Source organism: Serratia sp. PAMC26656 (genome assembly GCF_016469055.2).
GTDB classification, from domain to species: domain Bacteria; phylum Pseudomonadota; class Gammaproteobacteria; order Enterobacterales; family Enterobacteriaceae; genus Serratia; species Serratia plymuthica.
The window spans coordinates 1,351,282-1,364,130 of the sequence record NZ_CP150486.1; the positions used below are offsets into that span (position 1 = coordinate 1,351,282).

Here is a 12,849-nt window from a genome sequence, read left to right on the forward strand (position 1 = left end):
GTTTTATGACCACGCATCTGGTCTGGTTACGTAACGATCTGCGTATAACCGACAATAAAGCGTTGCACGCCGCCTGTTGCGATCCCGCTGCCCGCGTGCTGGCGGTGTTTATCGCTACCCCTGGGCAATGGCGGCAGCATGAGATGGCACCGCGTCAGGCGGCGTTTATTCATGCCAACCTGCTGCAGGTTCAGCAGGCGCTGGCGGATCGCGGTATCCCGCTGGTCTGCCATCAGTGCGATGATTTTTCCGCCGCTGTTGACTGGCTGGTGGCGTATTGCGCGCAAGAGCGGGTGGATGCGCTGTTTTATAACCGCCAGTACGAGTTCAATGAACTAAGGCGTGACCAACAGGCGCAACGGCGTTTATCTGGGCAGGTGATTTGCCAAAGCTTCGATGACAGCCTGCTGTTGCCGCCGGGCAGCGTACAAACCGGTGGCGGGGAGATGTACAAAATTTATACGCCATTCCGTAAGGCTTTTATCCAACGGCTGACCGAGTCTGACGTCCGTTCCTTGCCGGCGCCCAAACTTCGTGAAGGCGGCGCGTTGCCGGTGTCAGCTGTGCCGGCGGCGTTCGATTACCCGCAGGCTGAGGCGGGCGTAGATTTTCCCGCCGGTGAAGACGCGGCGCTGCAACGGCTGCGCGCTTTCTGCCGCGAGCAAGTGCAGGATTACCTGCAACAACGCGACTTTCCCGCTATTGTCGGCACCAGCAGCCTGTCGCCGTATCTGGCGATTGGCGTACTGTCGCCGCGCCAGTGCTTTAACCGCCTGCGCGCCGAATGCCCGCAGGTGTTGGAAAACAGCGACAGCGGCGCTTTTGGCTGGCTGAACGAATTGATCTGGCGCGAATTTTATCGGCATCTGATGGTGGCCTATCCTGCGTTATGCCAGCACCGTCCCTTTATCGAGTGGACGGATAAGGTACGCTGGCAGGATAACGACGTACTGTTGCTGGCCTGGCAGCAAGGTGCGACAGGTTACCCGATCGTCGATGCCGCCATGCGTCAGTTGAATGAAACCGGCTGGATGCACAATAGGTTACGCATGATCAGCGCCAGCTTTTTGGTGAAAGATCTGCTGATCGACTGGCGAGCAGGCGAACGTTATTTCATGTCGCAACTGTTGGACGGCGATCTGGCGGCGAATAACGGTGGCTGGCAGTGGGCGGCCTCAACCGGCACCGACGCCGCGCCGTATTTCCGCATCTTTAACCCGACCACCCAGGGCGAACGTTTTGATCCGCAAGGCACTTTTATCCGTAAATGGTTGCCCGAGCTGGCGGATGTACCGGACAATGCTCTTCATCAACCCCATCGCTGGGCGGAAAAACAGCAACGCACGCTGGATTATCCTTTGCCGATTGTCGATCACAAGCAGGCCCGGCTGGAGACGCTGGCGGCCTTTGAAGCGGCCAGGCGGGGGGAATATTAAGGCAACAGCAAGGAGCGAAAGAATGATGAACAAGGTGCTGGCCCTGTGCCTGAGCGGCTATTCAGCCCTGGCGCTGGCCGGCTTTGACGTGGTAGCACTTGGCGTTGACGGCGGCGTCAGCGACGGCAATCTGACATCCTATCTGATCCGCAGCGACAACCAGCCGCAGTACCTGGCGCTCGATGCCGGCTCACTGTTGCCGGGCATTGCCAAGGGGCTGGAAAAAGGCAGTTTCCCGCAGGTGACCCCCGAACTGGCGGCGCCTTACACCCCACAGGGGTATGTGTTCCGGCAACTGATTGGCGGTTACTTTATCAGCCACGGCCATCTGGACCACGTGGCCGGGCTGATTATCGCTTCGCCGGAGGACAGCAAGAAAAATATTTATGCCCAGGCCGATACCATCCTGACCTTGCGCAATCATTACTTTAACTGGAAGGCTTGGCCGAACTTCACCGACGCCGGTAACGGGTCGCGGCTGGGCACCTATCGGTTGCAAACGGTACGACCACAGCAGCGCTTTACCTTGGGCGTCACCGGCCTGAGCGGCGTGATGTATCCGCTTAGCCACGATCGTTATTCCTCTTCTATGCTGCTGGTGTCCGATCGCAGCGGATCCTTTGCCTATTTCGGCGACACCGGGCCGGATGCGCTTGAGCAGTCACGCAATCTGGATACCGCCTGGCGCGCGCTGGGGCCGTTAATTGAACAGAAAAAGCTGAAGGGGATGATTATTGAAACCTCTTACCCCAATGGCGTTGAAGATAAAAACCTGTACGGTCACCTGACGCCGGCGTGGCTGCTGAAAGAGCTGAAAAGTCTGACTCAGTACAGCGGCGGCGAAGGCTCGCTGAAGGATTTTCCGGTCGTGATCAGCCACATCAAACCCAGCCTGAAGCAGGGCGAAGACGTGCGCGCTACCATCAAACAGCAGTTGGATCAGGGCAACGATCTGGGCGTGAAGTTTATCCTGATGGCACAGGGCGACCGGCAAACATTTTGAATTGAAGAGAGAAGACTATGCGTAACCTCGATCTGGAAAATTTGATCAACAGCGAACTGAACACCGCTGCGTTTCAGGACTATGCGCCGAATGGCCTGCAGGTAGAAGGGCGGCCGCATGTGAAACGCATCGTTACCGGTGTGACCGCCTGTCAGGCGCTGCTGGATGCGGCGGTGGAGCAGCAGGCGGACGCTATTCTGGTGCATCACGGGTATTTCTGGAAAAACGAAGCGCCGGCGGTGCGCGGCATGAAACGCAATCGCCTGAAAACGCTGCTGACCAATGACATCAACCTGTACGGTTATCATCTGCCGCTGGATGCCCACCCGGTGCTGGGCAACAATGCGCAACTGGCGCATTTGCTTGGCATTCGCGTGATTGGTGAAGTGGAACCGCTGGTGCTGCACGGTGAGTTTGAACAACCGCTGACCGGCGCTGATCTGCAGCAGCGTATTGAGAGCCGCCTGGGCCGTGCTGTGCTGCACTGTGGCGATAACGCGCCGGCGCACATTCGCCGCGTGGCCTGGTGTACCGGCGGCGGCCAGGGTTTCATCGATAGCGCGGCGCGTTTCGGTGTGGACGCCTTTATCAGCGGCGAGGTGTCGGAACAAACCATTCACACCGCACGGGAAATGGGCGTTCACTTCTTCGCTGCCGGTCATCACGCCACCGAGCGCGGCGGCGTGAAGGCGCTGGGTGAATGGCTGGCACAGCATCATGGTTTCAACGTGACTTTTATCGATATCCCGAACCCTGCCTGATTTTTCCTCAGGATCTGGCCAGGCCTGCGCGCCGGCTGGATCCTTTTTTCGCCTTAATTCCTTATTTTTTCAATGGTTGCGTTCTATTGACAGCCGGAGCTGCGTCACGCATAACTGGTGTGTTTTTCATCGCGGTAATTAAGGAGAATCAGGGTGCAACGACAACGAGCACGTTATTACCTGTTGGGTGAAAGAGCCGTAGTGCTTGAACTGTCGCCGCCGATGACGCTGCCGAGCCAGCAGCGGATCTGGGCGCTGGCCGAAATATTTAATCATCATCCCGATGTGCTTGAAGTGGTGCCGGGAATGAACAATCTTACGCTGTTGCTCAATACGCCACAGGCCGACGCCGAAGCGATGTTGGCGCAGCTGCAGCAGGGCTGGGACAGCGAGGAAAGCCTGATGCCGCCATCGCGCCAGGTGGATATTCCGGTGATCTACGGCGGCGAATATGGGCCTGATCTGGACGAGGTGGCGCACCACACCGGCATGACGCCACAGCAGGTGGTGGAATGCCATTCTTCGGCGGCCTATGTAGTTTATTTCCTTGGCTTTCAGCCGGGCTTTTCTTATATGGGCGGCATGCCGGAAAAATTGGCGACGCCGCGCCGCGCCGAACCGCGTCTGGCGGTGGCAGCAGGCTCCATTGGCATCGGCGGTAGCCAGACCGGCATTTATCCGCTGGTCACCCCAGGGGGCTGGCAGTTGATTGGCCGCACGCCGCTGTCGTTATTCAACCCTTATGACATGCCGCCGACGCTGCTGCGTCCCGGCGATAACGTGCGCTTTGTGCCGCAGAAGGAGGGCGTATGTTGAAGATCCTGCGTGCGGGCATTTATACCACGGTACAGGACGCGGGCCGTCACGGATTCCGCCATCTGGGCGTTAGCCAGGGCGGTGCGCTTGACCTGCCGGCGTTGAAAATCGCCAACCTGCTGGTGGGTAACTCACCGGATGATGCCGGGCTGGAAATCACCCTTGGTCAATTCAGCGCCGAATTCACCCAATCAGGGTGGATCGCTCTGACCGGGGCCGGTTGCGATGCAAAACTGGACGAAAAACCGCTGTGGACCGGCTGGCGTTACCCGGTTAAAGCAGGCCAGCAACTGATCATGAACATGCCTAAACGCGGTATGCGCAGCTATTTGGCGCTTTCCGGGGGAATCGCCGTGCCCGAAATGTTGGGCTCGCGCAGCACGGATATCAAAGCTGCCTTTGGCGGGCTGGAAGGGCGCAACCTGAAAGACGGCGACAGCCTGCCGTTGGGCAAGCCGGGTTCCCTGCCGCAAAACAGCTGTGGCGTAAAGCAACTGCTGTTCAATAATCGCATCCGCGTCTTGTCGGGACCGGAATATGCCGAGTTCAGCCCCGAGGCGCAGGAGGCTTTCTGGCGTACCGCCTGGCAGCTCAGCCCGCAGAGCAACCGCATGGGATACCGCCTGCATGGCAGCAATGCGCTGGGCCGCACCACCGACCGCGAAATGCTGTCGCACGGCCTGCTGCCGGGCGTGGTGCAGGTGCCGCATAACGGCCAGCCGATCGTGCTGATGGCCGACGCGCAAACGACCGGCGGTTACCCGCGCATTGCCTGCGTGATCGAGGCCGATCTTTACCATTTGGCGCAGATCCGTCTGGGCGAGGCTATCCACTTTGTTCCCTGTACCCTGGCGGAGGCGCAACGCGCCAAGGCCGAGCAGGATCACTTTATCCAACAAATTGCCTGGGGGTTAGATGCTCGTTGATCTGAACGCCGATCTCGGCGAAGGCTGTGCCAACGACGAGGCGCTGTTGCAACTGGTCAGTTCGGCCAATATCGCCTGCGGTTTTCACGCCGGCGATGCACAAACCCTACGTCAGTCGGTCCGTTGGGCGCTGCATTATGGTGTGGCTATAGGCGCGCATCCCAGTTTCCCCGATCGCGAGAATTTTGGCCGCACCCGTATGCAACTGCCGCCGGAAACGGTGTATGCACAGGTGGTGTATCAACTGGGCGCGGTGGCGGCGATGGCTCGCGCAGAAGGCGGGGTGATGGTGCACGTGAAGCCGCACGGCATGCTGTACAACCAGGCAGCGGTTGAGCCGGCTTTGGCGGAGGCCATCGCCCGGGCGGTGAAAGCGGTCGATCCTGCTCTGCGATTGGTGGGGTTGGCGGGCAGCGAGCTTATCCGTGCCGGAGAGAAACTGGGGTTGGCGACGCGGAAGGAGGTGTTCGCCGATCGCGGTTATCAGGCCGACGGCACGCTGGTTCCGCGCGGTCAGCCAGGTGCGCTGATCACCAGCGACGAACAGGCGCTGGCGCAAACGCTTGAAATGGTGCGTCATCATCGGGTTCGAACCCAGGCAGGTACCTGGGCGGCGGTGCAGGCGGAAACCGTCTGTTTGCACGGCGACGGTGAACATGCGCTTAGCTTCGCCCGCACGTTGCGCGAACGTTTCGCCGTAGAGGGCATTAGCGTCAGCGCCGGGTAAAAATCATTCAAATACATAGCCTTTCCCAATGGATTCCGAGCCGCAGCCTGGTGTATCGGGCAGTGCTGACCATGGCGATGGGGAATGCTTTCTCCGCCTCCCTGCTCGTCACCGTCAGTATCGGTATCCCGAACCTGGTGTCGTAACATGGCTCATGGCGGCAATCGGTATGTTTTCCGGTTATTGCGGCACGCTGACGGCGCCAATGGCTGCTAACTTTACTATTGTACCGGCGGCATTGCTGGCATTGCCGGACAAGAATGCGGTGATCAAGGCGCAGGTGCCGCCCGGGGTGCTGTTGCTGTTGGTGAACGTGTTCCTGCTTTATTTCCTGATGTTCCTGTAGGAGAACTCATGCAAAAGGTATTGATTACGGGCTTTGAGCCCTTTGGCGGAGAACGAGTTAATCCTTCGTGGGAAGTGGTAAAGCAACTGAACGACAGGGAATTTGTTGGCACGCGCATTATTGCGCGCCAGCTGCCCTGTGTGTTTGGCGTAGCGGTTGAGGTGCTGAACGCGGCGATTGATGAGGTGAAACCGGTGATGGTACTGGCCATCGGCCAGGCCGGAGGACGCACCGATATCACTATAGAGCGGGTAGCGATCAACGTTGATGATGCGCGCATTCCTGATAATCAGGGTCGGCAGCCGATCGACGAACCGATCCTTGAAACCGGGCCGGCAGCCTATTTCAGCACTTTGCCGATAAAGGCGATGGCTAACTCGATGCGTGAAGCCGGCATACCCGCTTCGATATCGCAAACCGCCGGGACCTACGTCTGCAACCACGTGATGTATGGCCTGCTGCACCGTTTGAGCGGCCAGCCTGAGGTGAAGGGCGGGTTTATCCATATCCCGTACTTGCCGGAGCAGGCGGCGGCGCATCCTGGTGCGCCCAGCATGGCGTCCCAGACGGTGCTGTTCGCTCTGGAGTTGGCGATCTCTGTCGCATTGCAGATAGAGCACGATCTGAAAGTGGTGGGCGGTGCGACGCATTAACAAAAACAGATGTTTTTCACCGGGGTGTCCGCTGCGGCAGCCCGGTTAATTCAGGAGTTGCAATATGCCGGAAGGACCGGAAATTCGCCGGGCGGCGGATGCGCTGGCTACAGCGGTGATCGATCAACCGCTGACCGAGGTCGCGTTTGCTTTTCCCCAGCTTAAACATTACCGCGATCGGTTAATCGGTGAACGTATCATTGCTATCGAGCCACGCGGCAAGGCGCTGCTGACCCACTTTTCTAACGGGTTGACGATGTACAGCCACAACCAGCTGTATGGTGTGTGGAAAGTGGTAAAAGCGGGAGAAGCGCCGGATACCAAGCGCGACTTGCGCGTGCGGCTGGAAACGGCGCAGCAGGCGATTTTATTGTACAGCGCCTCGGAGATCACCCTGGGCCCGCGCGAAGAGATTGAGCTGCACCCGTTCTTGCAACGCATTGGTCCCGATGTGCTGGATATGTCGCTGACGGTGGCAATGGTGGCACAACGGCTGCTGTCGCCGGCGTTTCGCCGTCGACAATTGGGTGGCATGCTGCTCGATCAGGGGTTTCTCGCCGGGTTGGGCAACTACCTGCGTGCTGAAATTCTCTGGCAGGCGGAGCTGGCGCCACAGCACCGGCCACAGGACCTGACGCCGGAAACGCTGCAGCGGCTGGCTCAGGCTCTGCTGGCGGTGCCTCGCCTGTCTTACCAGACGCGCGGGCAGGTGGATGAGAATCGTCATCATGGCGCATTGTTCAGCTTTAAGGTTTTCCACCGCAGCGGTGAGCCTTGTGAGCGCTGTGGCGCGATGATTGTCAGAACCCAACTGTCGTCACGGCCGTTTTATTGGTGCCCCGGTTGCCAAAAGTAGCAAAAAAAACGCCGCCCAATCGGGCGGCGCTGTGCGGCTTTATGTAGGGTAAAGCGGCGTTATTTGTTTTTCAGCTGGGATTTGAAATCACGTTCGGCATAGCCGGTATACAGCTGACGCGGACGGGCAATTTTGATGCCTTCGTCATGCATTTCGTTCCAGTGTGCAATCCAGCCGATGGTACGGGCGATGGCAAAAATAACGGTGAACATGGAAGAAGGGATACCCATTGCTTTCAGGATGATGCCTGAGTAGAAGTCGACGTTCGGGTACAGTTTCTTCTCGATGAAGTACGGATCGTTCAGCGCGATGTGTTCCAGCTCCATCGCCACTTCCAACAGGTTGTCGTCCTTCTTGTTCAGTTCTTTCAGCACTTCGTGACAGGTTTCACGCATCACGGTAGCGCGCGGATCGTAGTTCTTGTACACGCGGTGGCCGAAGCCCATCAGACGGAACGAATCGTTCTTGTCTTTCGCGCGCTTGATGAACTCTGGGATGTGCTCAACGGTTTTGATCTCTTCGAGCATCTTCAGTGCGGCTTCGTTGGCACCGCCGTGCGCCGGTCCCCACAGGGAGGCGATACCGGCCGCAATACAGGCAAACGGGTTAGCGCCTGAAGAACCTGCGGTACGTACTGTAGAAGTGGAGGCGTTTTGCTCGTGGTCGGCGTGCAGGATCAGGATGCGATCCATTGCGCGTTCCAGCACTGGGTTCACCACGTATTCTTCACACGGGGTAGCGAACATCATGTGCAGGAAGTTGCCGGCGTAGGACAGATCGTTACGTGGGTAAACGAACGGCTGGCCCAGGGAATATTTGTAACACATCGCCGCCACGGTAGGCATTTTTGACAACAGGCGGAACGCGGTGATCTCGCGGTGGCGCTCGTTGTTCACATCCAGCGCGTCGTGGTAGAACGCCGCCAACGCACCGGTCACGCCGCACAGCACCGCCATAGGGTGCGAGTCGCGACGGAAGCCACGGAACAGATGGGTAATCTGGTCGTGGATCATGGTGTGACGGGTTACGGTGGTTTTGAAGGTTTCGAATTCTTCTGCGGTCGGGGTCTCGCCGTACAGCAGGATGTAGCACACTTCCAGGTAGGAAGACTCTTTCGCCAGCTGTTCGATCGGGAAACCTCGGTGCAGCAGCACGCCTTTGTCACCGTCGATAAAGGTGATTTTGGATTCGCAGGAAGCGGTAGAAGTAAAGCCGGGATCAAATGTGAAATAACCTTTGGAGCCCAGAGCGCGGACATCAAGGACATCGGGGCCCAGTGTCGGGGATAATACGCCCAGTTCGATCGGAGCTTCACCATCGTTAATGGTTAGCGTCGCTTTCTTATCAGTCATTTACTGTCTCCTTAGCGCCTTATTTTAAAAACCTCTAACAACTGAAATACCTTAATTCTCCGCAGGTTGCCCGCAAAAAATGGAGCGGACGCTAACTCTGTGAGCGACTGCGCAATTGCGCGGGTAGGGTACAGAGTGCTAACCAGGCGAACGAGGCGGGTGACCAGTTGTTAACGATTCATCGGAATTCGTTATATTCTGTTAATCGTACCTACGACGTGTTCGGGGGTTTTATGAACCTATCCCAATAAGCTGTTTTATCTGCCTTATTTGCTTTTACCTGCGGTGATTTGTTGCAAGCATGACCGGCAAAAACGGCTATTGGGATAGGTTCTGCCAAATACACTGTTGCATATCTTGAACACTGGGGGAAGTGTATCCGCTGACCTATAGCGCATCATAGGGCCGTTTGTGCCCCTATATGTAATGGAAATGTTGATCTCTTGTCAAATCAGATAATTAATTTTGTGCTAATTGTGAAATCCGTGATGTAAATCACTGTTCGGGGGAAATGTTACCAAACAGATTGTATGGGAATTGTAATCAGAATGTGATCCTCCTATACTGCCGCCAGGTCTCCGGATTACCCTGAAGTAGGAGCACCCAGCGTTATAAATGCGCACCGTTTAAGCTCAGAGGATGTTGAGGTTTAAGCGTGTGACGTGTAAGGGTTTTGGCTCTTAACGCTGTCTGATCCCCGCCCAGGCCGGAGGAAGGAAAATAATAAGAGCTGTGTGGGCAAAAACGTGAAAAAACAAAGACCTGTCAACCTGGATCTGCAAACGATTCAGTTTCCCGTAACTGCGATAGCGTCCATCTTACACCGAGTCTCTGGCGTAATTACCTTCGTTGCCGTGGGTATCCTCCTCTGGCTGCTGGGCCTGTCTCTCTCTTCCCAAGAGGGTTTCATGCAGGCTGCTGCCATCATGAATAGCTTCGTTGTCAAATTCATATTCTGGGGCATCCTCACTGCGTTGGCCTATCACATTTGCGGTGGCATCCGTCACTTGTTAATGGATTTTGGCTATATCGAAGAGAGTTTAGCCGCCGGTACCCGTTCCGCCCAGGTGGCGATCGGTCTGACCGTCGTGCTGTCAGTTCTGGCTGGAGTCCTCGTATGGTAAACAATGTTTCTGCATTAGGGCGCAACGGCGTACACGACTGGTTGTTACTGCGTGCTTCCGCTATCGTCATCACCCTGTACGTGCTGTATATCCTGGGCTTCTTCGTTACGGCTCCGGATCTCACCTATGAAATCTGGCGCGGCTTCTTCGCCACCTCTATTACGAAAGTGTTCACGCTGCTGACGCTGCTGTCGATTCTGGTTCACGCCTGGGTCGGTTTGTGGCAGGTGCTGACGGACTACGTCAAACCGCTGGCAGTGCGTCTGGTGTTGCAACTGGCGATCGTTGTCGTGTTGCTGGTCTATTTACTGTACGGAACAATCGTAGTGTGGGGTGTGTAAATGAAACTGCCGGTCAGAGAGTTTGATGCTGTAGTTATCGGTGCTGGCGGCGCAGGTATGCGTGCGGCACTGCAGATTTCTCAAGCGGGGTCCACATGCGCCCTGATATCCAAAGTATTTCCGACCCGTTCCCATACTGTGTCTGCACAGGGCGGCATTACCGTAGCCCTGGGTAATAACCACGAAGATAACTGGGAATGGCATATGTATGACACGGTGAAAGGTTCCGATTATATCGGTGACCAGGACGCCATCGAATATATGTGTAAAACCGGTCCGGAAGCGGTTCTGGAGCTGGAGCACATGGGGCTGCCGTTCTCCCGTACGGATGAAGGCCGCATCTATCAGCGCCCGTTCGGCGGCCAGTCGCTGAACTTTGGTGGCGAGCAGGCGGCACGCACCGCGGCGGCGGCCGACCGTACCGGTCACGCACTGTTGCACACCCTGTATCAACAGAATCTGAAAAACCATACCACCATTTTCTCCGAGTGGTATGCGCTGGATCTGGTGAAAAACCAGGATGGCGCGGTGGTGGGCACCACGGCTATCTGTATCGAAACCGGTGAAGTCGTGTACTTCAAAGCCAAAGCTACCGTGCTGGCGACCGGCGGTGCAGGCCGTATTTACCAGTCCACCACTAACGCACACATCAACACCGGTGACGGTGTCGGCATGGCGCTGCGTGCCGGCGTGCCGGTGCAGGACATGGAAATGTGGCAGTTCCACCCGACCGGCATCGCCGGCGCTGGGGTATTGGTGACTGAAGGTTGTCGTGGTGAAGGCGGTTACCTGCTGAACAAACACGGCGAGCGTTTCATGGAGCGCTATGCGCCGAACGCCAAAGATCTGGCGGGCCGTGATGTGGTCGCCCGTTCGATCATGATTGAAATCCGCGAAGGCCGCGGCTGTGACGGTCCGTGGGGTCCACACGTCAAGCTGAAGCTGGATCACCTGGGTAAAGACGTTCTGGAATCCCGCCTGCCGGGCATTCTGGAACTGTCGCGCACTTTCGCACACGTCGATCCGGTGAAAGAGCCGATCCCGGTGATCCCGACCTGCCACTACATGATGGGCGGCATTCCGACCAAGGTGACCGGCCAGGCACTGACCGTGAACGAGAAAGGCGAAGATGTGGTGATCCCGGGCCTGTTTGCCGTGGGCGAAATCGCTTGCGTATCGGTACACGGCGCCAACCGTCTGGGCGGCAATTCGCTGCTGGATCTGGTGGTGTTCGGTCGTGCTGCCGGTATGCATTTACAGGAATCTCTGGCGGAGCAGGGCGAGAGCCGTGATGCCAGTGAATCGGATGTGGATGCGTCGCTGGAGCGTCTGAACCGCTGGAACAACACCCGTTCGGGTGAGGATCCGGTCGAAATTCGCAAGGCGCTGCAAGCCTGTATGCAGCACAACTTCTCGGTATTCCGTGAAGGTGATGCCATGGCGAAAGGGCTGGAAGAGTTGAAAGAGATCCGTGGACGTCTGAAGAACGCGCGCCTGGACGATACCTCCAGCGAATTCAACACCCAGCGCATCGAATGCCTGGAGTTGGATAACCTGATGGAGACTGCGTTTTCCACCGCCGTGTCGGCCAACTTCCGTACCGAGAGCCGTGGAGCGCACAGCCGCTTCGATTTCCCGGAACGCGATGACGCCAATTGGCTGTGCCATTCGCTGTATCAGCCGCAATCGGAAAGCATGACGCGTCGTGAAGTGAACATGCAACCGAAGCTGCGCCCGGCATTTCCACCGAAAGTGCGTTCTTACTGATCGCGGAGATCGATTGATGAAACTCGAATTCTCAATATATCGCTATAACCCGGATGTCGATGATGCTCCGCATATGCAGGATTACACCCTGGAAGCGGAAGAAGGCCGGGACATGATGCTGCTGGATGCGTTAATCCAGTTGAAAGAGAAAGATCCGACCCTGTCGTTCCGCCGTTCGTGCCGTGAAGGCGTGTGCGGTTCCGATGGCCTGAACATGAACGGCAAGAACGGCCTGGCATGCATCACCCCAATCTCGGCGTTGCGCAAAGGCAAAAACAAGATTGTGATCCGTCCGCTGCCGGGCTTGCCAGTAGTGCGGGATCTGGTGGTTGATATGGGCCAGTTCTACACCCAGTATGAAAAGATCAAGCCTTTCCTGCAGAACGACGGCAAGAACCCGCCGGCGCGTGAGCACCTGCAATCACCGGAAGAGCGTGCCAAGTTGGATGGTCTGTACGAGTGCATTTTATGCGCTTGTTGTTCGACCTCTTGCCCGTCATTCTGGTGGAATCCTGACAAGTTTATCGGCCCGGCTGGCCTGTTGGCGGCGTACCGCTTCCTGATCGACAGCCGTGACACGGAAACACAAGAACGTTTAGACGATCTGGACGACGCTTTCAGTGTTTTCCGCTGCCATAGCATTATGAATTGTGTCAGTGTATGCCCTAAAGGCTTGAACCCGACGCGTGCGATCGGTCATATCAAGTCTATGCTGCTGCAACGCGGCGCATAAGCGCAATG

The 12,849-nt window shown here is 57.1% G+C and carries 13 protein-coding genes and 1 pseudogene; 13 read left to right on the plus strand and 1 reads right to left on the minus strand.

Annotated elements, in window-relative coordinates; translation table 11 throughout:
- The first annotated feature begins 5 nt into the window (after nt 1–5).
- From phrB to nei, 9 genes and pseudogenes are all read left to right on the plus strand, one after another.
- The gene (phrB, locus tag JEM67_RS06955; RefSeq protein WP_199635494.1) at nt 6–1,436 is read left to right on the plus strand and encodes a deoxyribodipyrimidine photo-lyase; all 1,431 of its coding nucleotides are present in this window, start codon (nt 6–8) and stop codon (nt 1,434–1,436) included.
- Between the two features lie 22 nt (nt 1,437–1,458).
- Nucleotides 1,459–2,439, plus strand: coding sequence for an MBL fold metallo-hydrolase (locus JEM67_RS06960; RefSeq protein WP_199635493.1), 981 nt, complete (start codon nt 1,459–1,461; stop codon nt 2,437–2,439).
- Between the two features lie 17 nt (nt 2,440–2,456).
- Nucleotides 2,457–3,200, plus strand: coding sequence for a type 2 GTP cyclohydrolase I (locus tag JEM67_RS06965; RefSeq protein ID WP_199635492.1), 744 nt, complete (start codon nt 2,457–2,459; stop codon nt 3,198–3,200).
- A 222-nt stretch (nt 3,201–3,422) separates the two neighbouring features.
- Nucleotides 3,423–4,016: a 5-oxoprolinase subunit PxpB gene (gene pxpB / locus JEM67_RS06970; RefSeq protein ID WP_232241120.1), complete on the plus strand. Its 594-nt coding sequence runs from the start codon at nt 3,423–3,425 to the stop codon at nt 4,014–4,016.
- Nucleotides 4,010–4,942: a 5-oxoprolinase subunit PxpC gene (gene pxpC, locus JEM67_RS06975; RefSeq protein ID WP_199635491.1), complete on the plus strand. Its 933-nt coding sequence runs from the start codon at nt 4,010–4,012 to the stop codon at nt 4,940–4,942. The genes pxpB and pxpC overlap by 7 nt, the downstream gene beginning before the upstream one ends.
- Nucleotides 4,932–5,669: a 5-oxoprolinase subunit PxpA gene (gene pxpA, locus JEM67_RS06980; RefSeq protein ID WP_199635490.1), complete on the plus strand. Its 738-nt coding sequence runs from the start codon at nt 4,932–4,934 to the stop codon at nt 5,667–5,669. The genes pxpC and pxpA overlap by 11 nt, the downstream gene beginning before the upstream one ends.
- Before the next feature lie 59 nt (nt 5,670–5,728).
- Nucleotides 5,729–6,015 (plus strand): annotated as a pseudogene (locus JEM67_RS06985) (5-oxoproline transporter, DUF979 family subunit); the annotation flags it as partial.
- An 8-nt stretch (nt 6,016–6,023) separates the two neighbouring features.
- The gene (pcp, locus tag JEM67_RS06990; protein ID WP_199635489.1) at nt 6,024–6,668 is read left to right on the plus strand and encodes a pyroglutamyl-peptidase I; all 645 of its coding nucleotides are present in this window, start codon (nt 6,024–6,026) and stop codon (nt 6,666–6,668) included.
- A 64-nt stretch (nt 6,669–6,732) separates the two neighbouring features.
- On the plus strand, nt 6,733–7,524 hold the full coding sequence (nei, locus tag JEM67_RS06995) for an endonuclease VIII (protein WP_199635488.1): 792 nt from the start codon (nt 6,733–6,735) through the stop codon (nt 7,522–7,524).
- 59 nt (nt 7,525–7,583) lie between these two features.
- On the opposite strand, the gene JEM67_RS07000 is transcribed toward nei, so the two are convergent.
- Nucleotides 7,584–8,876: a citrate synthase gene (locus tag JEM67_RS07000; protein WP_004949745.1), complete on the minus strand. Its 1,293-nt coding sequence runs from the start codon at nt 8,874–8,876 to the stop codon at nt 7,584–7,586.
- Between the two features lie 734 nt (nt 8,877–9,610).
- On the opposite strand from JEM67_RS07000, the gene sdhC reads away from it, so the two are divergent.
- Genes sdhC through JEM67_RS07020 form a run of 4 tightly spaced genes read left to right on the plus strand, consistent with a single transcriptional unit; the run spans nt 9,611 to nt 12,841 of the window.
- A complete protein-coding gene (gene sdhC, locus JEM67_RS07005; protein ID WP_004949747.1) occupies nt 9,611–10,000 on the plus strand; it encodes a succinate dehydrogenase cytochrome b556 subunit in 390 nt (129 codons plus the stop codon).
- The gene (sdhD, locus tag JEM67_RS07010) at nt 9,994–10,341 is read left to right on the plus strand and encodes a succinate dehydrogenase membrane anchor subunit (protein ID WP_004949748.1); all 348 of its coding nucleotides are present in this window, start codon (nt 9,994–9,996) and stop codon (nt 10,339–10,341) included. Before sdhC ends, sdhD begins: the two co-directional genes overlap by 7 nt.
- Nucleotides 10,342–12,108: a succinate dehydrogenase flavoprotein subunit gene (sdhA, locus tag JEM67_RS07015; RefSeq protein WP_199635487.1), complete on the plus strand. Its 1,767-nt coding sequence runs from the start codon at nt 10,342–10,344 to the stop codon at nt 12,106–12,108.
- Between the two features lie 16 nt (nt 12,109–12,124).
- Complete coding sequence (locus JEM67_RS07020) at nt 12,125–12,841, plus strand: succinate dehydrogenase iron-sulfur subunit (RefSeq protein WP_199635486.1); 717 nt, start codon at nt 12,125–12,127, stop codon at nt 12,839–12,841.
- The last annotated feature ends 8 nt before the right edge of the window (nt 12,842–12,849 follow it).

Bases quoted from the DNA above. Each gene is read 5' to 3' on its own strand.
- phrB (WP_199635494.1), top strand. From the start codon at position 6: ATGACCACGCATCTGGTCTGGTTACGTAACGATCTGCGTATAACCGAC.
- JEM67_RS06960 (WP_199635493.1), top strand. From the start codon at position 1,459: ATGATGAACAAGGTGCTGGCCCTGTGCCTGAGCGGCTATTCAGCCCTG.
- JEM67_RS06965 (WP_199635492.1), top strand. From the start codon at position 2,457: ATGCGTAACCTCGATCTGGAAAATTTGATCAACAGCGAACTGAACACC.
- pxpB (WP_232241120.1), top strand. From the start codon at position 3,423: ATGACGCTGCCGAGCCAGCAGCGGATCTGGGCGCTGGCCGAAATATTT.
- pxpC (WP_199635491.1), top strand. From the start codon at position 4,010: ATGTTGAAGATCCTGCGTGCGGGCATTTATACCACGGTACAGGACGCG.
- pxpA (WP_199635490.1), top strand. From the start codon at position 4,932: ATGCTCGTTGATCTGAACGCCGATCTCGGCGAAGGCTGTGCCAACGAC.
- pcp (WP_199635489.1), top strand. From the start codon at position 6,024: ATGCAAAAGGTATTGATTACGGGCTTTGAGCCCTTTGGCGGAGAACGA.
- nei (WP_199635488.1), top strand. From the start codon at position 6,733: ATGCCGGAAGGACCGGAAATTCGCCGGGCGGCGGATGCGCTGGCTACA.
- JEM67_RS07000 (WP_004949745.1), bottom strand. From the start codon at position 8,876: ATGACTGATAAGAAAGCGACGCTAACCATTAACGATGGTGAAGCTCCG.
- sdhD (WP_004949748.1), top strand. From the start codon at position 9,994: ATGGTAAACAATGTTTCTGCATTAGGGCGCAACGGCGTACACGACTGG.
- sdhA (WP_199635487.1), top strand. From the start codon at position 10,342: ATGAAACTGCCGGTCAGAGAGTTTGATGCTGTAGTTATCGGTGCTGGC.
- JEM67_RS07020 (WP_199635486.1), top strand. From the start codon at position 12,125: ATGAAACTCGAATTCTCAATATATCGCTATAACCCGGATGTCGATGAT.